The 21,292-nt window shown below is 39.3% G+C and carries 11 protein-coding genes; all 11 read left to right on the top strand.

Translation table 11 applies throughout. The features are described from left to right. The first annotated feature begins 16 nt into the window (after positions 1 to 16). Positions 17 to 1,018, top strand: coding sequence for a GRP family sugar transporter (locus K5G00_RS24540; protein ID WP_238769155.1), 1,002 nt, complete (start codon positions 17 to 19; stop codon positions 1,016 to 1,018). Positions 1,019 to 1,505: 487 nt separating this feature from the next. After that, positions 1,506 to 5,435: a two-component regulator propeller domain-containing protein gene (locus K5G00_RS24535; RefSeq protein WP_238769154.1), complete on the top strand. Its 3,930-nt coding sequence runs from the start codon at positions 1,506 to 1,508 to the stop codon at positions 5,433 to 5,435. A 479-nt stretch (positions 5,436 to 5,914) separates the two neighbouring features. Continuing rightward, positions 5,915 to 8,935, top strand: coding sequence for a SusC/RagA family TonB-linked outer membrane protein (locus K5G00_RS24530; protein ID WP_238769153.1), 3,021 nt, complete (start codon positions 5,915 to 5,917; stop codon positions 8,933 to 8,935). Between the two features lie 18 nt (positions 8,936 to 8,953). After that, entirely contained in the window at positions 8,954 to 10,510 is a 1,557-nt protein-coding gene (locus tag K5G00_RS24525; protein ID WP_238769152.1) for a RagB/SusD family nutrient uptake outer membrane protein, read from the top strand. Positions 10,511 to 10,583: 73 nt separating this feature from the next. Continuing rightward, positions 10,584 to 12,035 (top strand): GH39 family glycosyl hydrolase, encoded by a 1,452-nt coding sequence (locus tag K5G00_RS24520; protein WP_238769151.1) that lies wholly within the window; start codon positions 10,584 to 10,586, stop codon positions 12,033 to 12,035. A 30-nt stretch (positions 12,036 to 12,065) separates the two neighbouring features. Next, positions 12,066 to 13,478: a sulfatase family protein gene (locus tag K5G00_RS24515; protein ID WP_238769150.1), complete on the top strand. Its 1,413-nt coding sequence runs from the start codon at positions 12,066 to 12,068 to the stop codon at positions 13,476 to 13,478. A 50-nt stretch (positions 13,479 to 13,528) separates the two neighbouring features. Then, positions 13,529 to 14,731 (top strand): hypothetical protein, encoded by a 1,203-nt coding sequence (locus tag K5G00_RS24510; RefSeq protein WP_238769149.1) that lies wholly within the window; start codon positions 13,529 to 13,531, stop codon positions 14,729 to 14,731. 42 nt (positions 14,732 to 14,773) lie between these two features. Next, a complete protein-coding gene (locus K5G00_RS24505) occupies positions 14,774 to 16,198 on the top strand; it encodes a sulfatase-like hydrolase/transferase (RefSeq protein WP_238769148.1) in 1,425 nt (474 codons plus the stop codon). 55 nt (positions 16,199 to 16,253) lie between these two features. Next, entirely contained in the window at positions 16,254 to 18,677 is a 2,424-nt protein-coding gene (galB, locus tag K5G00_RS24500) for a beta-galactosidase GalB (RefSeq protein ID WP_238769147.1), read from the top strand. A 213-nt stretch (positions 18,678 to 18,890) separates the two neighbouring features. Beyond that, on the top strand, positions 18,891 to 20,318 hold the full coding sequence (locus K5G00_RS24495) for an arylsulfatase (protein ID WP_238769146.1): 1,428 nt from the start codon (positions 18,891 to 18,893) through the stop codon (positions 20,316 to 20,318). 20 nt (positions 20,319 to 20,338) lie between these two features. Beyond that, a partial coding sequence (locus tag K5G00_RS24490) for a sulfatase-like hydrolase/transferase (protein WP_238769145.1) occupies positions 20,339 to 21,292 on the top strand: 954 nt, incomplete at its 3' end.

Raw genomic sequence — 21,292 nt, 5'->3', positions numbered from 1 at the left:
ACTAAATCGAATTATTATGTTTATCGTAAATAGTTATTTCCTGGCAATTGTTTTTTGTTTTATAACCATGCTTTGCTGGGGCTCGTGGGGCAATACGCAAAAATTGGCCGGGAAAACCTGGCGCTACGAGCTTTTCTACTGGGATTATGTAATCGGTGTTCTTTTGCTTTCTTTGCTTTTTGCTTTTACTCTTGGAAGTATCGGCGAAAACGGACGTGGATTTGTAGTTGATTTGGCTCAGGCTGATTGGAAAAATATTGGAAGTGCGTTTTTGGGAGGAGTAATTTTTAATGCAGCAAATATTTTGCTGTCAACAGCTATTGCAATTGCCGGAATGTCGGTGGCGTTTCCAGTGGGGATCGGTCTGGCACTGGTTTTGGGGGTGATTATAAACTATCTGGGCTCACAAAAAGGTGACCCGGTTTTTCTTTTTCTAGGCGTTGGATTAATTACTATTGCTATTATTTTAAATGCTGTAGCGTTTAAAAAAGCATCTTCCGGAAATCAAAAGGTAACTACAAAAGGAATTCTTGTTTCTGTCCTTGCCGGTGTATTAATGTCTTTCTTTTATCGTTTTGTAGCAGCATCAATGGATTTGGATAATTTCGTCAACCCTGCCAAAGGAATGATGACTCCGTATACAGCATTTGTTATTTTTTCTCTTGGTGTTTTTATTAGCAACTTTTTGTTTAATACCATTTTAATGAGAAAGCCCATAAGTGGCGAGCCTGTAAAATATAAAGCTTATTTTAAAGGAAAAATGTCGATTCACTGGGTGGGTATATTAGGCGGAATAATCTGGGGAATTGGAAATTCGTTAAATCTTATCGCTGCAGGTAAGGCCGGGGCTGCTATTTCCTACGGACTGGGACAGGGAGCAACACTGGTGGCTGCTTTATGGGGTGTTTTTATCTGGAAGGAATTTAAAAATTCACCCAAAAGCACAAACGGACTTCTTACATTAATGTTTGTTTTGTTTGTTGCCGGAATCATTTCAATTATTTATGCCGGGCAGTGAAAACTAAATTTCTACACATAAATTCTAAAAGTGCATTTTATCGTTTGTGTTGAATAATTCCTTAAAAAAGGTTACTCCTTTGATTGTATTATGGAGAGAAAGCTGATAAACAGAATTGTTACTTTTAATCAAATAATTCACTGAGGCTTTGCCTCGGGGGTACCTTATATTCTCCCCTGATTTCAGGGGAGACTTCATCGGCCAGATGGTGGATGACAGAGGGGTGAAATAAAGAAAACCTGACTTTTCTGCAATGTTGTTGAAAATAAAGTTCGCGAAATACTCCTTGGCTCTGCCTCGGGATAGTCAACTTTAAGGATTTTTTTTATTGCTGTAAAATTCTGTGTTGAAAAAATTGATGTTTAATTGGGTATTTTTTTACATTCGTCTTGTGAAACTAATGCTAATTAAATATCACCTGTCTATTCTTTTCCTTATTTCAGTCAAGTTTTGTTTTGCTCAAAATACACAATTTCGAAATCTTACCATGGCCGACGGCTTATCCCATTCCATTGTGTATTCAATCGGGCAGGATAAATACGGGTTTATGTGGATTGGTACAGGAAACGGATTAAACATTTACGACGGGGTTCGTTTTAAACAATTTTTTTTTGATGCTGACGACCAGCACACGATTCCTTCGAATTATGTAGAAGATTTTTTATTTGAAGATGATTCGGTGTTGATTGCAACAGGGGCAGGTTTGTGTAAAATGGATGTGCAGTCAAAAAAATGCAGAAGGATTGATTTGGGGGGATATAGACAGGTTCGTACCATTTATAAAGATCCGGAGCCGGGTATTTACTGGATTGGCACCCAAACCGGTTTAATTAAATATAACTCAAAAACAGAAAGTTATCAGGAGTTTAATACTTCAAACAGTAATATAAGCCAAAACATTGTTCGGGCTATTTATAAAGACAAAGATGAAAACTTATGGGTTGGTACTTTCGATAAACTAAATAAATTACCAAAAGGGTCTGCCGTATTTACAACAATTGATATGAAGTTGGATTACCGTCCTTCCATCAAAAATAACCTGACCATGAGTCTCCTTCCATTTGATGAAAATAACGATTCATTATTATGGATTGGTACACAAACAGGCTTAGTTTTATATAACCGGTTTACCAACGAGAAAAAATTTTTCAGGGAAGAAAATTCAAATCTTACCAATTCGGCAACCAAAGACATTTTAAAATCGCGTGACGGACAACTTTGGATGGGAACCGATTTTGGACTGGGTGAAATGAATCCGGATTTTGACATTAAGATTCATGTTCACGACCCTTTTAATTCTAATTCTTTGACAAACAGCATCGTTTGGGATATCTTTGAAGATAATTCCGGTGCGCTTTGGTTTGGTACAAACAACGGATTGAGCATACTTTCAAAAACAAATAACCGGTTTCGATTTTATCCCATGTCTTTTACCCGCGAGAATAATATAGCGGGTTACGAAATTAGAAGCGTTGTTGAAGATTCCGGTGAAAATCTTTTGCTTGGGACTCAATATGGATTTGTAACATTTCATCCGAAAAAGGGTATCGTTCAGGCGTTTAATTCTGAACAACCTGAGCCAAGAAAATTATCGATTAATGGCGCAAAATGTTTATTGAAAGACAAAAAAGGAAGGATTTGGATGGGAACCAATGGCGGCATAAATATTTGGGATCCTTATCATAAAAAAATGGAAAAATATACCGCTGATTTTAATTCGTTGAGTGGATTGAGAACCAATTATATTACCCAGTTTTTTGAACTTAAGGATGGTACAATTTTGGTAAATACTTTTGCTGGTCTTCATAAAGCTGAAGAGGTAAACGGCACTTTTAATTTCCGGTTTTTGGTTGATATGGGATTGAATTTGTATAAAGGCGAAGATAATTTGTATAGTTGCCGCGGAACTGTTTTGTATAAAATTGATTTACAAACTTTTGAAGGGACCAGCGAAATTGACTTTCAATTAGCAAACGAAAATTCCAGGATATATACAATCTTTTCGGCTGACAACAAAACCATCTGGCTGGGATTAAAAAATGGTATAATCAAATACAACATTTCAACAAAAGAATATTCCTGTTTTGAAATTAAATCAAATCAAAATTACCCGTTAATAAATATTTTAGCAGATGAACAGGGAACAATTTGGGCATCATCGTATTCCGCAATCATAAAATTTACACCCGAAACCGGTAGTTTTGAAATTTACCCCAGTGGAAATGAAATACCGATTAACAGGTTTATTGAAAACTGTAATCTGAAATGTAAAAATGGCGATCTGATTTTTGGAGGACATGATGGTTTTATCCGGTTCAATCCAAAAGACATCAAAAAAATTGATACTGTTTTTCCCGTTGTACTCACAGAACTGCAAGTAAGCAATCAGAAAATTATTCCGGGTCAATTGTACAACGACAAAAGAATATTGGGAAAAGACATCTCGTTTACACATCAGCTTGAACTGAATTATTCTGATCGTTCATTTTCGCTTGAATTCACAACACTTCAGTTCGACGAGCGAGACGGGATACGCTATGCATATAAACTGGAAAATGCAGATCCGGACTGGAATTATATTAATGGAGCAGCAGGAAATGCAATTTACTCAAATTTGCGACCCGGGGCCTATAAATTCAGATTGAGAGGTACAAACAATCATGGTGTTTGGAATAAAGCCGAAACAACCCTGGATATCAGAATAAAAGCTCCGCTATGGGCCAGTCCTTTATTTATAACTTTGTATATTATTTTAATTATTGGAGTAACCTGGACTATTATCTATTATTATACAAACAGGTTAAAAATGAAAGGTGAGCTGAAATTAATTCGTGTGGAGAAGGAGTATACCGATAACCTGACAAAGGCTCGCCAACAGTTTTTTACAAATATTGCTCACGAGTTTAAAACTCCGCTCAGTTTGATAATTGGCCCCGTTGAGAAGCTTCTTAAAAATAAAAATCTCGATGCCGGTGGGAAAAAATATGCAAATTTAATCGAAAACAATGCCCGTCGTTTATTGTGGTTAAATAACCAATTAATTGATTTCAGACTGCTGGAAAACAAAACGTTAAAAATGCGGATAAGCAGGTTTGATATTGTTGAATTTACCAGGAATGTTTATTTGTTGTTTACGGATAAAGCAGAAAGAAAAAATATTGAATTTTTATTTCATTCTGAGTTTGACCATTTGGAAGTTTATATGGATCTGCGAAAAATTGAAACTATCTTATTCAATTTATTTTCCAATGCTTTTAAGTTTACACCCGAAAATGGAAAAATAGATGTTTCAATTACTGGTGGTGAAACAGCATCAGAACAAAAATTCCGGATTTTGGTAAGCGATTCCGGGATTGGTATTTCCAGTGAAGATCAACAAAAGGTTTTTAACCGTTTCTACCAGGCAAACGATGCTTTGAAAATGAACAGAGGATCCGGAATAGGACTAACCCTGGTTATGGAATATGTTAAAATGCACGGTGGTGAAGTTGATTTGAAAAGTGAACCCGGCAATGGTTCTCGATTTTCGATATGCCTGCCTGTAAATAATAATTACCGGGAAGAAGGTTTGATATCAGAAAAACAAGGCTTGGATACCATTTTAAAGCTACCCAAAGAAGAAGCACTGGATGAGAGCCTGGAGGTAAATTATTTTGCCAACGGAAAACCAAATATTTTGCTGGTTGAAGACGACACTGAAATAGTTGATTTTATAAAAGCGAGTTTAAGAGAAAAATACAATGTAGAGGTCGCTTTAAATGGAAAAGAAGCACTGCAAATGGTAATGCTTAGAGAACCCGATCTCGTAATCAGCGACATCGTAATGCCGGTAATGGATGGAATTGAATTCACTAAAAAATTCAAAAACAATCCCAAAACTTTACATATCCCTTTGATTCTGCTAACAGGACAGTCGGAGGCCGAAAAGCAACTGGAAGGATTAAAGAGTGGTGCCGATGCGTATATAACTAAGCCCTTTGATATAGAACTTCTTGAGGTGCGAATTGAAAACTTCCTGAAAAAGAAAGAGCAACTTAAAGCGTATTTGCGCCTCGATGAAATAGTGACTCCCCAAAAAGTAAGCATCGCATCACAAGACGAAAAAGTACTTGAAAAGATTGTAAACTGTATCGAGAATAATATATCGGATTCGGACTTTAACATTGCAAAACTTTCGCAACAAACAGGGATTTCGTCCAATGCTTTATATCGGAAAATTAAGAATTTAACGGGGCAAACCACGAATGAATTTATTCGAACGGTTCGAATCCGGCGGGCAGAGCAACTTTTGCGCACTAAAAAGTTTACAGTATCAGAAGTGATGGATCAAACAGGATTTTCGAACCGTTCTTATTTTTCAAAATGTTTCAGAAAATTGTATGGAATGGCTCCCAGGGAATATATCGACCGTGTTTAAACCGGTAAAATTTATTTCTTCAGTCCTTCTTTCAGAAATAATTTCCTCCCTTTAATCAGAAAAATAATCTTTCCTTTTTTATTTCTGCGAATAAATATACAGTGAGCTGATTCTCTGGTTTTTATGATATTGTATCGTCAAATTTGTGTCCGGAAATCGTCAAATTTGTTGCTGTTTTTAGAAAGAAATGATGTCAGTTTTATAAAAATTCCGTCTCGCCAGACCCACTCATTCCGGATAAGTTTGTATCATAAAATTAAACCGATGAAACAAATTTTGAATAAACATAAAGTTGTATTTTCTGTCCTCATCATTTTGCTGGCAATCGTTGTTTTTCTGTTGCTTAAATCAATATTTGTTTTTGTGTGAAAGAAAATTGAATCAAAAAGAAATTTTATGATAAATAAATTGTCTTTGCTAAAATTTATATCAATCAACAGATAATTAAAAGTTTCTAACTAAATCAAAATTAATTAAGTATGAAAAAATTCATTCAAATTTTGTTATTAAATTTTGGGCTGCTGGGTGTATTTTTTGCTCAGGCTCAAACGATCACTGTGTCCGGGAAAGTTACCGACAGCTATGGTGTGAGTTTACCCGGCGTAAATGTGGTCATTAAAGGTACGACCACAGGCACAACTACCAATATCGATGGGAGATATTCCTTGTCTGGTGTCAGTTCTAATTCAACCCTTATTTTTTCATTTATTGGGTTTAGCACAATTGAGGTTCCAGTGGAGGGGCAATCAACTATCGGTGTGTCATTGAAGGAAGATGTAATTGGAATTGAAGAAGTGGTTGCTATTGGTTACGGAACAATGAAAAAGAGTGATTTAACCGGTTCAGTGGTTTCAGTAAAATCAGAAGATTTGGTTGAACGTCCCAGTGCTAATTTAGGACAGGCACTGCAGGGGAAAGCATCCGGAGTATTGGTTCGTACTACTTCTTCTGCTCCGGGCGGAGGTGTTTCAATTACCATCAGGGGGCATAACTCTGTTAACAGTGGATCTCAGCCACTTTATATTGTTGACGGTGTTCCGCTAAGCAATATCAATACAATTCCCGTGGAAGATATTGAGTCAATTGAAGTGCTTAAAGATGCTTCATCAACAGCTATTTATGGATCGAGGGGAGCAAACGGTGTAATTCTGGTCACCACAAAAAAAGGAAGCAAAGGTGGAAAACCACAAATAATGTATAGTTCGCGATTCACTTTCGAAACTATTCCAGGCGATTTAAACTTGATGAATGGTGAAGAATTCGCTACTTTTTATTCAGAGTGGGAACTGGCAACCGACCCCGGTTTGGATCCGGCAGATGTATGGTATAACGGCTCGTCATACGACCGGCCACTTCCTTCCGAAGTAGGTGAGGGAACCGATTGGTTTGATGCAATAACTCGCACAGGGATGGTGCAAAATCACTTAATTTCGGTTAATGGGGGAAGCGATAAAAGCACCTATGCTATGTCGGTAAGTTATCTCAATCATAAAGGTTTAATGATTTCAGGGCAGTATGATCGTATTAACATTAAATCTGCTATTTCCAGCGAAATAACCAGTTGGTTGGATACTGGTCTTGATCTTTTTCTGAGTCATAACATAGAAGCCAACTCAGGCGAAAATACAAGTATGGAAGGCAGGGGAGGAATTATAAATCAGGCAATCAAAATGTCGCCTGCTTTACCAATTTATACCGAAGATGGTGATTATCAGATCAACAACCTGCCGGCAACTCAAACATTGGAAAATCCTGTTGCCCAGGCAAAAGAGCAGGAAAACTATCAGAGGATGAACAGGGCATTCGGAAACATTTATCTGAATGTGAAGCCTGTTAAGGATTTGTCGGTAAAATTTAGCATTGGCGGTGATATCAGAAACCGCAAAAACTACTACTACGATCCAACAACAACTCAGTATGGAAGATTGTCAAATGGTAATGCCAGCTTAAATATTCAAGACAATTCATACATAATTAATGAAAATATTGCTACATATAAAAAGGAGTTTGGTATTCATCGTTTCGATATTGTTGGTGGCTTTACTTATGAGCAAGAGGTTTATGAAAGGCTGGGAGCAAGTGCGACCGATTTTTTTACCGATGCTTATTTATACAATAATCTGGCTGCCGCAACTACATACGGAACACCACAATCAAACAAAACCAAGTGGTCGTTGGCTTCTGGTTTGGGTAGGATTAACTATGTATTGGCTGATAAATATCTTTTCACAGTAACGGGAAGATATGATGGCAGTTCGAGGTTTGGAGAAGGAAATAAATGGGGATTCTTTCCTTCTGTAGCTGGCGCATGGCGCGTTTCAGAAGAAGAGTTTGCACAAGGATTGGACTGGTTGTCTTATGGAAAATTAAGAGCGAGCTGGGGAGAAACCGGCAACCAGAATATTGGCCTGTATAATTCAATGGCGACTTTTGGTTTGGCTAATTATCCTATTGGTAATCAAATTGTTTCAGGTGTGGCAGCCAACCGTTTGGCAAATCCTGATTTAAAATGGGAAACAACACAAACACTGGACATTGGTATGGATATCGGTTTGTTTAACCGTCTTACTTTTAACGTTGACTATTATTTCAAAAAAACACTCGATTTATTGCTAGGTGTTTCACTCATCGAAACATCGGGTTTTAATTCTACAACAATGAATACCGGAGAACTTGAAAACGAGGGTTGGGAGTTTTCGTTGGATGCACAGGTTGTCGATCGCGAAGTAAAATGGAATACTTCGGCAAGTATCTTTTTGAACAGGAACCGAATCACAAAATTATCGGATCCTACACAAGATTGGAAAATAGGATATCCAACTGGTGCAGACAGGGGTTATGTTGTTGATGGAATAATTCGGGATCAGGCCGATTTAGATGCTTATAGCGACCCGGAGGGAGTGCCTATAAGTGGAGCACAAATTGGCGATTATCGCAGAGTTGATACAGATGGCGATTACAAAATAACGGGTGAAGATCAGGTTATAATCTTTAATCCCGAACCCGATTTTTCGTTCAGTATGAACAATGAAATAACCTGGAAAAACTTTACTCTTAGTATGTTTTTGTATGGGAACTATGGAGGACAAATTAAAAATGAAACCAAAGGTTACATGACTAATTTATTGAATGTCAGGAACAATATGTCGCGCGAATTATTGTCAATTGATAATGGAGTCATTACACGGAATTTCTGGACAGCTGAAAATACCGATTCAAAATATGCTAAACTTGGGGCTCAACCTCAGGGATATATAAATATTGAAGATGGTAGCTTTTTGCGCATTCAAAATGTAATGCTTTCATATAATTTGCCGCTTGAAAATATCTTTACTCAATCGAGCATCTATTTCAGCGTTCAAAATCTTGCTACATTCACAAAATACACAGGGTGGGATCCTGATGTAAGTTCTGTAAACAGCAATACTGATTATGGTATCGACCGTGCATCGCATCCGGTGCCTAGAAGTTTTACCATGGGATTAAACATTACTTTTTAACAGATTAAAATTACAGAAATGAAAAAGTTAATATATCTTCTAATAGTAATAATAATATTTGGAGCTTGTGATTCATTAGTTGAAGAAGAAGTATACTCAACCATAACTCCAAACAATTTTTTTCAAAGCGAAAGAGACGTTACAACTGCCCTTGTTGGTGTTTACGACGGAATCCAGGATCTGAATATTTGGTGGCGATTATTTTACACAAGCGAGTGTATTGGTGGTTTAATGAGACACAACTGGAGCCCCTGGGCGGAATCGATGGTTTACGAGGATGATCAGGGTGACATATGGAATTTATGGTACAGGCATTACGATGCAATTAGCAGGGCAAATGCCGTTTTGGGAGCATTGGAAGGTTCAACGCTCGATGATGCCATTAAAAGCAGGTACGAAGCAGAAGTAAAGTTTATCCGGGCATACGCATACTTTAATCTGGTAAGGATGTTTGGTCAAATTCCATTGGTTACAAAATCACCCGAAAGTTTAAACGATGTTTTAGCACCCGATTCCACCAACGTGGAAGCATTTGAAAGTGAGTTTCTCAAACAAAGAGAACGAGACGATATTTATGACTTTATTGTAGAAGATTTAAAATTTGCTGAATCGAATCTTCCTTCAAATGTTACGGAAAGTGATGCAGGAAGAGTATCAAGTGGTGCTGCTTCGGGAATGCTGGCAAGGGTTTATCTGGCGATGGCAGGTAAGCAATATGACTATAATTCAGGACAGTTGGTTGACGGTGATGCAAGCTTGTACGGCGATGTCGCTCAGCAATGCGAGAAGGTAATTGCGGCGGGTAACTACGATTTATTGCAGGACTACCCGTCAATTTATGAGGTGGCTAACAATGAAGAAATCCTGTTTTCTATTCAGTATCTTGAATCAGCGGTTGCCGGGGTAACCGGAGAAGGAAACCAGATAGTGGCCAGAACAGGTGTACGCGGGGCAACAGACTACACGCCTTATTCGTGGCTTCAATGTTCGGTTAACGAAACATTCTGGGAGGACTTTATCGCAAATAACACTAAAAACGATAACCGCTACATGCGTACATTTCTGGAGTACTATGTAAGTGCAAATGGTGATACAGTTTGGAACGGTTCCTCGAATACTTTCAAAAGACCTCATGTAAGAAAATTTCTAACTGATGTTGGTCCTGAAACAAGTGCACAAAACGCAACCGATTACGGTGCAGACTGGATTGTACTCCGCTATGCCGACGTTTTATTAATGCATTCTGAAGCATTGAACGAAGCCGGCTCAACACCCGATGCAAATACAATTAAAGGAATAAATGAAGTACTGGGTAGAGCGGGTCAACCTGCAATTGAACTTCCCATATCAAAAGAAGAACTCAGAGAGCGGATATGGCAGGAACGAAAGTGGGAACTTTGTTTTGAAGGCCTGCACTATTTTGATTGTCAGAGAACAGGCAGATTGCTTGAGGAATTTACGCTTAATGTAAATCCCGCACGCAAGGCAGATGCAACACTAAGAAATTATATTTATCCAATCCCTTTTAACGCAAGGGAAGCCAATCCAAGTCTGAAACAAAATGCGGGTTGGTAGTTTAGTTTAGTTTGTTAGAAAATGAAGAGGGGTATCAGTCCCCTCTTCTTAACCTAAAATTGGCCATTTGAAAATGAATGTTATTTTATACGTAATGTTTTTTCTGTTTCTGGGGTGTCAGAAATCAGATATAGGAGAAAGTACTCAAAATGAACCGGATGTAAATGATATCAAAATTGATATTTCAAAAACGATTAAAAAAGTCACGGCAAAGCCGGCAGGTGTTGTTGCTTGTTGGCTAATGGATTCTGATATAGAACGTTCCCCTGAAATTTCATTTGCGGATGCAATGAAAGACATGGGGGTAAAATTTATTCGGTTTCCATACGGACACCTGGCAGATAACTACCTCTGGGATGCAGACGGAGACTGGGGCAATAAGCTTACACCCAAAGTGGCCAGTTTTTCACAGGCCCCCGGTGAATGGGACTGGGCGGTAGATCAATCTTCCGGCGAGTTTATTAAAGACATGGATTTTGATGAATATATTTCCATTTGTCGCGAAGTTGGCGCCGAACCTATGGTCGTAATTAATATTTTTTCTTTTACATACGAAAACGGCCCTTCCTACGAATATCTTAAAGAAACGGCTGTTGAGTGGGTTCGATATGCCAATATAACAAAAGAGTATAGTGTAAAACGATGGGCCATCGGAAACGAAGTGGATCATCATTCTGATTTGATTTCACTTGAAGAATATAAAACCATTTATGCCGATTTTGCTCAGGCGATGAAAGAGGTGGATCCATCTATTATGGTTGGTCCCGGATTACTTGGAAACTGGCATGCCGAGGTGTTAAATTATGCCCCTGAACTTATCGATTTTATTTGTGTGCATAATTATTTATACAAATACGAATGGCGAAATCAGGATTACGAGGGCTGGAAAAATAGTACTGACATTTTGGTGAATAACGTTGAAAAATGCCAGAATGCCGTAAATAACTCTGCTGTTCCGGAGATCGAGATACATGTAACGGAATTAAATTCGCGTCCCTGGAAAGATAAATCAGATAATGATGATATTTTCAGAGCGCTTGCATATGGTGAAATGGTATTAAATGCGTGTTGTTTCGAAGATGTAAAAGCGACCTATGTTTGGAACACACACGGACCCTGGAACGGACCAGATGAAAATCAGCCATATAATATTCTTGATATGGACAATAATCGGGAACCCCGGGGAGATATAACCAAATTAATCAATGAAAACGTGTTGGATTATTTTATTGATTTTCCTCACAAAAACGATTTTATAAGATTATACGCAACTGTTAGCGAAGATCTGGAGGTCCTCAAAATCCTTGTAATCAATAAAAACAACAAATCAGAAACAGTTGATATCGAAATCCTCGGGTTTGAGCCTGATTTTATTGATTCATTTGTAGAATATTCAGGAACAAATCCATATGACGAGAGTCCTGTTTTTTCAACTTCCAAAGATATTGACCTAGAGCAAAACAAGGTTAAATTGGATTTAAAAGCTATATCATTTTCAGTTATAACTTTAAAAAGGAAAAACTAACGTTTTAATTTTAACCAAACTCCATTTACAATGAAAAATATCCTGCCATTTTTAGCGTGCTTTCTGTTTCTTTTAAATAGTTATTCAAAAACGGGAGCGGCAGAAAAGCCAAATATTTTGTTTCTATTATCTGATGATCATAGTGTACCTTATCTGGGGTGCTACGGAAATCAGGATATGGAAACGCCGAGTCTTGATAAACTCGCTTCAGAAGGTATGTTGTTTAATCATGCGTATACAACCGCACCACAGTGTGTTCCTTCCCGTTCTTCTCTATTAAGCGGGCGAAATGTACTGGATGTGCAAATGTTGCGGTTCTCCGCACCACTCGACAAAGACATCATTACTTTTCCAGAATTATTGCGCGAAGCAGGATACTATACCGGCGTTTGCGGAAGAAGTTATCATCTTGATGGTTCAGGTAAAAAACCCTGGGAAACCATTGATGTTTTTAAAGAATTCGGAATGGAAACTTTCAGAAAACGAATGGATTATGTGAACCAGGGCATTGGCGATAAAGTTCTGGTTCAGATTAAAGAATTTCTGGATGAGGTTCCAAAAGGCAAGCCGTTTTTTATGTGGGCGAACTACAGCGATCCCCACCGACCTTTTACTGCCCCGGAATTCGAACCGGATCCTGAAAAAATAACGCTTCCTGAAGGCATGCCGGACACAAAAGAAGTAAGAAAAGATTTGGCTGCACATATTGGCGAAATAAATCGACTGGATCTCAGAATAGGTCAAGTTTTAGATGAATTGAAACAACGGGGCTTGTATAATAATACACTTGTTATTTTTATGGGAGATAATGGCGCGGCTTTATTGCGGGGAAAAGGAACTTTGTACGATTGTGGTCTGCATGTCCCCTTAATTGCCAGATACCCTGAATTGATAGAGCCCGGAACAAAGTCAGACATTCTGATTTCAGGCGGCGATCTGGGTCCGACTATTCTCGACGTTGCCGGTATAAAACCCGATAAACAAATGACAGGGAAAAGTTTTAAACATGCCATGCAGGGCGATGAAACCGAAAATCACGAATATTTGTTTGCTGTTCGCGGAGCACACGGTTCAGGTTTACCGGGCAATTCATCAGCATTTGATTTATCGCGGACAGTTTTCAATAAAGAATACAAGTTGATCTACAATCCGCTTTTTCATTTGTCTTACCATCCGGTTGATTTTGCAGGTAGCGAGATGTGGAAAGAGATGATTCAACTGCACGAACAAGGGAAACTCGAAGAAAAATTTTCACATACCACTATATTTTCTCCGGAAAGGCCAATGTTCGAATTTTTTGACATAAAAAATGACCCCGATGAGTTTGTAAATCTTTCCGGGAAAGAGGAACATAAAAAACGGGAACATGAATTTAAAACGCAACTTCATCGCTGGATGATTATTTATCGCGATGTGGTTCCTTTGCCTATTCCTCCTAATTAAATTATTTATTGGAATTATGAGGTAGCGGATATACTATAAAATTTTTATCAATGAAAAATATACTTCAGGCAGCAGTACTTATCGTTCTTTTTACCTGTTGTCAGGAAAAACAAAAAGAGTATCCAAGCGGAATAATTTTTAAAGAAGAAACGGTTGCCAGAAAAGGATTGTTTGGCGACAACTGGTGTCAGACCTGGGCAGCCGACGGAAATATTTACACCATGCTCGACGACGGAAACGGCTGGTGGGGAGATAGCACAAAAAATACCACCGCCCCTTCATATCAGGGATCGATGTGCATTCGTATTGAGGGAGACGAAAATTTTGCAGATAAAGATGTTACTAAAATGGAAGGATGGCCGGTAAATCCGGGCAGTTCATCATTGTATGCGTACGGAACCATATCTGTTGAAGGTGTTATTTATGTGTGGCTTTGGAAAAGCGCAACAGATACCTGGTATCGCCGACCCATTGCTAACCGTTTACTGTATTCACCCGATCTGGGGCAAACATTTTATCGCTGGAACGACCAACGGGAAACCGAAGAAACATTTGGCGAAACTGATTCGGCATCTTTTTTCTTTTATAAAGAAGATCCCAGGTTCCATATCGATAAAGACTCATATGCTTTTAATTGGATTGCCTTCTGCCAGAATGGAAAGGACAATTCAGCCGCCAAAGATGATTTTGTTTATATGTATGCTCCTGAGCAACACGCTCCCGATAAATTATCGATGATAAGAGTACACAAGGATAAAATCCGGGATAAAGAATCTTATGAATATTTTAAACACTGGGAAGGTGAGAAAGCAGAATGGACAAAAAATATGAAAGAACGTGGAGTAAACCTGCAATACCCGCAAGCTCCGGAAGGAAGAGAATGGATGTGGGCATCATGGCTTCCAAGTGTTGTGTATAACGAAGGGCTTGATTTGTACATGATGGTAAGCTATGGAATTACCGATGAAAATAAAAGCTTTTGGGACGGCTGGTGTAATCACTGTAAATATCCGGCTTGCATAGGATTCTGGTATTCCAAAACTCCATACGGTCCATGGAAGCAGTTTTATTACGAGGAAGACTTTTATGTTGACAGGGAAGAAAATCGTACGTACGGATTTAAACTAAATCCTAAATGGATAAGCGAAGACGGTAAAAAAATGGTATTGATATGGTCGGATGCAGGAGATGACCACACTACCAATTACAAGTGGAATCAAATGGAAATAGAAATAACAACTGAAGAGTTATAAAACCAATTTAAATCAAATAACCTGTTTTTTAATTACTATAATATGAAGCCTTTTTTTCTTTTTTATGCCGCGTTATTTTTGGTCTTGACAAGCTGTCAAAATCAGGAGAATAAATTTGATAAAACAAAACCCAATATCCTTTTTCTTCTTGCAGACGATCTTGGTTACGGGGAATTGGGTTGTTATGGCCAGGAAATCATCAAAACGCCGTCACTCGACAGCCTGGCAGGTCGGGGAATGCAGTTTACCGATTTTTATGCCGGAAACTGTGTCTGTTCTCCTTCAAGAGCAGTGCTAATGACCGGCATTTCATCTACTTTTAATACCATTCGTGGAAATAGCGGCAGCTTTTCCGGAGACCGCTGGATGAGAGTAACTTTGAAAAAAAGTGAAATGACTTTGGGTGAAATGATGAAAACCGCAGGGTACCAAACTGCTTTTATTGGGAAATGGCATTTGGATGATCCCAATGATGTTTCAACCTGGGCATATAACCGAGGTTTTGATTTTGCCGTGCAGGAACAATGGAGTTCGCGTTTTGGCGGTATTAATTATGATGAAGAACTTCACTGGATAAATGGGAAACAGGACTCGGTTTATTATAATTGGGAGGATTGGGAATGTAAAGATGAATTCAGAACGGAACTTGCATTTGACTATCTGGATAAAATTGATCAAAAAAAGCCTTTTTTTCTGTTTATGTCATACAGGGCGCCGCACGGGCATGAGCGACAAATTGGAAATAAAGATATCTACGCGGACAGAGGCTGGCCTGCAAATGAAAGGTTGCACGCCGCCAAAATTACCTTACTTGACAAACAAATTGGGAGACTGCTGGAAAAGCTGGAGGAGATGGGAGAAATGGAAAATACACTTGTTTTTTTTACCAGCGATAACGGCCCCCACCACGAAGGGCACAACCACGAGTTTTTTAACAGTAACAGGGAGTTGCGTGGATTTAAACGCGATTTGTATGAAGGTGGAATAAGGGTGCCGATGATGGCTGTTTGGAAAGGAAAAATTATTCCAGGAACAATGACAAATCATATCAGCGGCTTTCAGGATATTCTCCCAACACTTGCTGAAGTTGCCGGTATCGAGGTTCCCGCTCAAACCAACGGGATTTCAATTTTGCCGGTTTTAGAAGGAAAAGAACAAGCCAAACACGAGAGTTTAAACTGGGAGTTTCAGTTGGATGGCTGGGGGAGAATTATGCCTGATGGAGGATTTCGCCAGTCTGCCCGAATTGATAACTGGAAAGGCGTCCGCTACGGATTGTCCCATGAAATAGAGCTATACAATCTTGCTACCGATATTTCAGAAACAAATAATGTTGCCAAAGATAACCCTGAAATGGTTCAGAGAATGAAAGAGTTGTTTGAGAAAAACCGTTCAGAGACTCCCGGCTTCCCATATGGTGGAGCGGTTCAAAATTACAAAGCAAAAGACAAGAATACTTTGAAATAAATTAGGTAATTTCTATTTTGGAAAAGTCTTTACTTTAAACAATAATATTTAAACCATGAAGTCATCAATATTTCTTTGCTTTTTTGTTTTTCTCTTTTTGGGGGGCAATGCACAGGTTCGTCAGCTCGTTACGTTGGATTCAAACTGGAAATTTATAAATAAGGAAGTTGCCGGAGCTGAAAAACCGGAAACAAACACAGCCAGCTGGGAAACGGTTTCCGTACCGCACGACTGGGCTATTAAAGGACCATTCGATAAAGAAATCGATGCACAAAAAGTACGTGTTACGCAAGACATGGAAAAAGAAGCCCGGATGAGAACTGGCAGAACAGGAGCATTACCTCATATTGGTATTGGTTGGTACCGGAAAACATTTGAACTTCCCGGACTTAAGGCAGGGAAAAAAGTATTGCTGGTTTTTGATGGAGCCATGAGCGATGCACACGTTTGGCTAAATGGTAAAGAAGTTGGAAATCATCCCTATGGTTACGCATATTTTTATTTTGATATTTCTGATTATTTAAAAGATGGCGAAAACATTTTGGCGGTGAGGTTAGAAAATCCATCAAATTCGTCGCGCTGGTATCCGGGTGCCGGAATTTACCGAAAGGTGCAGATAATCGTAAAAGATGAAACAAGTTTTAAACAGTGGGGAACATTTATTACCACACCATTTGTTTCAGAAGAGGTGGCAAAAGTGAATATCAAATCAGATGTAAATGGTGAAGATGTAAGATTGGTTACTGATATTGTTGACGCAGATGGAAAAGTGGTGGCAAGCAAAACTTCAGATGAAAAATTTGGTAAAACAATAGAACAAAATATTGCTGTTCCCCATCCGGAAATATGGGATACAGAATCGCCGTATTTATATACTGCACATTCAAAACTATTCGAGGGAAATGAACTAAAAGATGAGTTAGTTACCCGTTTTGGAATCAGAAGTGTAGTTTACGAACGCGGGAAAGGATTGATATTGAATGGTGAAGTAACAAAGTTTAAAGGCGTTTGCCTGCACCACGATTTGGGGCCACTGGGAGCAGCAGTAAATAAAGCAGCGTTAAAGCGGCAACTTACCATTTTGAAAGATATGGGATGCAATGCCATTCGTTCTTCGCATAACATGCCCTCGCACGAGCAATTGGAATTATGCGACGAAATGGGATTTTTATTTATGGCCGAAAGTTTTGACGAGTGGGCAAAAGCAAAGGTGAAAAACGGATACAACAGGTGGTTTAACGATTGGGCGGAAAAAGATGTTGTTAACCTGGTTCGCGCAACCCGGAATCATCCAAGTATTGTAATGTGGAGTTCAGGCAACGAAGTTCCCGACCAATGGGGAGACGAAGGAGTAAAAAGAGCAAAATGGTTACAGGATATCTTTCATCGTGAAGACCCCACCCGCCCGGTTACGGTTGGTATGGACCAGGTGGCTAATACAATGAAAAATGGATTCGGAGCAATTATCGATGTTCCCGGCCTAAATTACAGGTTGCCTTTGTACGGCGAAGCTTATCAACGGTTCCCGCAAGGATTTATCCTGGGCTCGGAAACAGCTTCAACCGTTAGTTCGCGTGGTGTTTATAAATTTCCGGTGGAAGAGTATAAACAAAAAACTTACGGTGATTTTCAAAGTTCTTCCTACGATTTGGAAGCGTGTAACTGGTCAAATATCCCTGACGACGACTTTGTCTGGCAGGATGATTATGACTGGGTAATTGGCGAGTTTGTCTGGACAGGTTTTGATTATCTGGGAGAACCAACACCGTATAATGAAGCCTGGCCTTCGAGGAGTTCCTATTTCGGAATTTGCGATTTAGCCGGTTTACCGAAAGACAGGTATTATTTGTACCGAAGTCGCTGGAATACCAAAGAGGAGACCTTACATATTTTACCACATTGGAATTGGGATGGTCGTGAAGGAGAAACCACGCCTGTTTTTGTTTACACCAGCTATAATACAGCCGAACTTTTTGTAAATGGCGTGAGCCAGGGGAAAAGAACAAAAAACAGGGAAGAAAGACTCGATCGTTACCGTTTGCGCTGGATGGATGTAAAATACGAACCCGGAACTCTTAAAGTAGTTGCTTTTGATGGCAATGGGAATCCGGTTGCAGAGCAAGAAATTCATACCGCGGGAAAACCACATCACCTTGAATTATCGGCCGACAGGGAAGTAATTTCAGCCGATGGAAAAGATTTAAGTTATGTAACGGTCTCCGTGGTTGATAAAGATGGAAATCTTTGTCCGAATGCTGACAATCAGTTAAGTTTTGAAGTATCGGGTGCAGGTGAATTTAGGGCAGTTTGTAACGGAGATGCTACGTCGCTGGAAATGTTTCATATCCCAACCATGAAAGCTTTTAACGGAAAATTGGTTGTAACTGTTCAATCAATTAAGGAAGCCGGTGAAATTGAACTACAAGTCAAGGGGAAAGGATTAAAATCAAACACAATAAAAATTAGAAGCAATACGTAAAATTTTATTTTAGGTCGTCATACTTTAGAATACTTTTTATCTGTTTATCAACAGACGCTTTTTTAGTTGTTATTGATTTGGTTGAAGAGAGAGTGTTATGTGTTAATTGTTAGCAAACCGAATCAGTTAAATTTGGGTGTCGTATGGTTTGGTAGACTGATTTATGTATTTTTGAAGTATACGCTGAACTAAAAAACCTAAATATAATTTTACATGAAGAATTTATTCATTTTATTTTTATTGAATTTACTGCTGTTCTCTTGTCAGAATCAACCACAGGAGAATAAGGAGAATACAAAACCCAACATCATATATATTTTAGCAGATGATTTGGGCTATGGTGATTTGAGTTGCCAGGGGCAAACCCATTTTCAAACGCCAAATATCGATAAAATTGCAAGTGAGGGAATAACTTTTACGCAGCATTATGCAGGTTCAACGGTTTGTTCTCCATCGCGTTCCGTATTATTAACGGGGCAGCACACCGGGCATACACCGATTCGCGGAAACAAACGTGACGAATTTGGCAACTGGCCGATGGCATCGGAAGCATTAACAGTAGCTGAACTACTAAAAGAAAATGGTTATGCTACCGGGGCTTTTGGAAAGTGGGGGCTTGGTTATCCCGGCTCGGAAGGCGATCCAAATAAACAGGGATTTGATGAATTCTATGGTTACAACGATCAAACCCTGGCACACAATTACTATCCTTATTTTCTAAATCACAATCAGGATACAGTTTGGCTGGAAGATAACGCAGGTGCGGGCCGTGGAACCTACGCCCCAATCCCCATTCACGAACAGGCTTTAAAATTTATGGAGGAAAATAAAAACAAACCGTTTTTTATGTATTATCCATCGGTAATTCCTCATGCCGAGTTGTTTGCTCCTGAAGAGTACATCAAAAAATACCGCGGTAAATTTCTCCCTGAAAAAGAATACAAAGGAGCAGACGAAGGAGCTCCCCGTTTTAAAACCGGTGGTTATGGATCGCAACCTGAATCACATGCAGCGTTTGCCGCAATGATTAATCTGTTGGATGATCAGGTGGGAGAAATTTTGGCAAAGCTAAAGGAACTCGGGATTGATGATAATACCATTGTTATTTTTACTTCTGACAACGGGCCTCATCTTGAAGGCGGAGCTGATCCTGATTATTTCGACAGCAACGGACCCTTCCAGGGGTATAAACGCGATTTGTATGAAGGAGGAATCCGTATGCCCATGCTGGTACGTTGGCCCGGAAAAATTAAGGCCGGAAGTAAAACCAATCATATTTCGGCTTTTTGGGATTTTCTACCTACGGCAACCGATTTGATTGGAGCAGAAACACCGGAAAATATCGACGGGATTTCTTATTTGCCAACGCTGCTGGGGAACGAAAATCAAAAGGAACATGATTATATGTACTGGGAATTTCATGAAAGAAACGGTCGGCTGGCTGTGCGTCAAGGCGATTGGAAACTAATTCGTTATGACGTGTTTTCACCTGAAAAAACAACAACCGAACTTTATAATCTGGCAAATGATCCGGGAGAAGAAAACAATGTAGCTGAAGGACATCCCGAAATTACCAACAACTTATTAAAATTAATGGAGTCAGCCAGAACGGAATCTGAGGTGTTTACGTTCAACAAATGATCAAATCAAACTTTTATTCAATGAAAAGAAATCTTTTCCTTACCATTATTATTCCAATTCTTTTTTCCTGCCAAAACAAACCACAAAAAACCGGCGATGAAACAACAAATTCCCAACCCAATATCGTTTATATTCTTGCTGATGATTTAGGCTACGGCGATTTGGGTTGTTACGGTCAAAGCCGTTTTCAAACACCCAATCTCGACAAAATGGCGAGCGAGGGAATGTTGTTTACCCAGCATTATGCCGGCACAACTGTCTGTGCCCCTTCACGTTCATCGCTGATGACCGGGCAGCATACCGGGCACACGCCTATCCGGGGGAACAAAGAAGTTCAGCCCGAAGGACAGTGGCCCATTCCTGATGGCACGTTTACCATTGCCGAGATGCTTAAACAGGCCGGTTACGTAACCGGTGGTTTTGGGAAATGGGGCCTTGGTTATCCCGGCTCTGAAGGTGAGCCCAATAACCAGGGATTCGATGAGTTTTTTGGCTACAATTGCCAGAGATTGGCACATAACTATTATCCTTCATATTTATGGGACAACCAAAACAAAATTATCTTGGAAGGAAACCGGGGGGATAAATTTGAAGATTATGCCGCTGAACTGATTCACGAAAAAGCTTTGCAGTTTATTGAAAAAAATAAGGACAGGCCATTTTTTCTTTTTTATCCGAATGTAATTCCACATGCCGAGTTATTGTTACCCGAAAAAAACCTGGCTGAGTTTCGGGGGCAGTTTCTTCCTGAAAAAGAGTTTAAAGGTGCAGAGCCCGGGGATGATGATTTTAGAAACGGAGCTTACGGCACACAAGCAGAAAGCCATGCCGCATTTGCCGCCATGGTAACACTTTTAGACCAGCAGGTAGGCGAAGTACTGGCCAAACTAAAAGAACTGGGATTGGAAAATAATACCATCGTGATGTTTAGTTCCGACAACGGGCCACACCAGGAAGGTGGAGCTGACCCGGAT

Origin of the sequence: Maribellus maritimus (assembly GCF_022267315.1) — a bacterium.
Classification (GTDB): Bacteria; Bacteroidota; Bacteroidia; order Bacteroidales; family Prolixibacteraceae; genus Draconibacterium; species Draconibacterium maritimum.
This window is presented reverse-complemented; position numbering and strand designations above follow the sequence as displayed.

Bases quoted from the DNA above. Each gene is read 5' to 3' on its own strand.
- K5G00_RS24495 (WP_238769146.1), top strand. From the start codon at position 18,891: ATGAAGAATTTATTCATTTTATTTTTATTGAATTTACTGCTGTTCTCT.
- K5G00_RS24515 (WP_238769150.1), top strand. From the start codon at position 12,066: ATGAAAAATATCCTGCCATTTTTAGCGTGCTTTCTGTTTCTTTTAAAT.
- K5G00_RS24525 (WP_238769152.1), top strand. From the start codon at position 8,954: ATGAAAAAGTTAATATATCTTCTAATAGTAATAATAATATTTGGAGCT.
- K5G00_RS24520 (WP_238769151.1), top strand. From the start codon at position 10,584: ATGAATGTTATTTTATACGTAATGTTTTTTCTGTTTCTGGGGTGTCAG.
- galB (WP_238769147.1), top strand. From the start codon at position 16,254: ATGAAGTCATCAATATTTCTTTGCTTTTTTGTTTTTCTCTTTTTGGGG.
- K5G00_RS24535 (WP_238769154.1), top strand. From the start codon at position 1,506: ATGGCCGACGGCTTATCCCATTCCATTGTGTATTCAATCGGGCAGGAT.
- K5G00_RS24510 (WP_238769149.1), top strand. From the start codon at position 13,529: ATGAAAAATATACTTCAGGCAGCAGTACTTATCGTTCTTTTTACCTGT.
- K5G00_RS24540 (WP_238769155.1), top strand. From the start codon at position 17: ATGTTTATCGTAAATAGTTATTTCCTGGCAATTGTTTTTTGTTTTATA.
- K5G00_RS24505 (WP_238769148.1), top strand. From the start codon at position 14,774: ATGAAGCCTTTTTTTCTTTTTTATGCCGCGTTATTTTTGGTCTTGACA.
- K5G00_RS24530 (WP_238769153.1), top strand. From the start codon at position 5,915: ATGAAAAAATTCATTCAAATTTTGTTATTAAATTTTGGGCTGCTGGGT.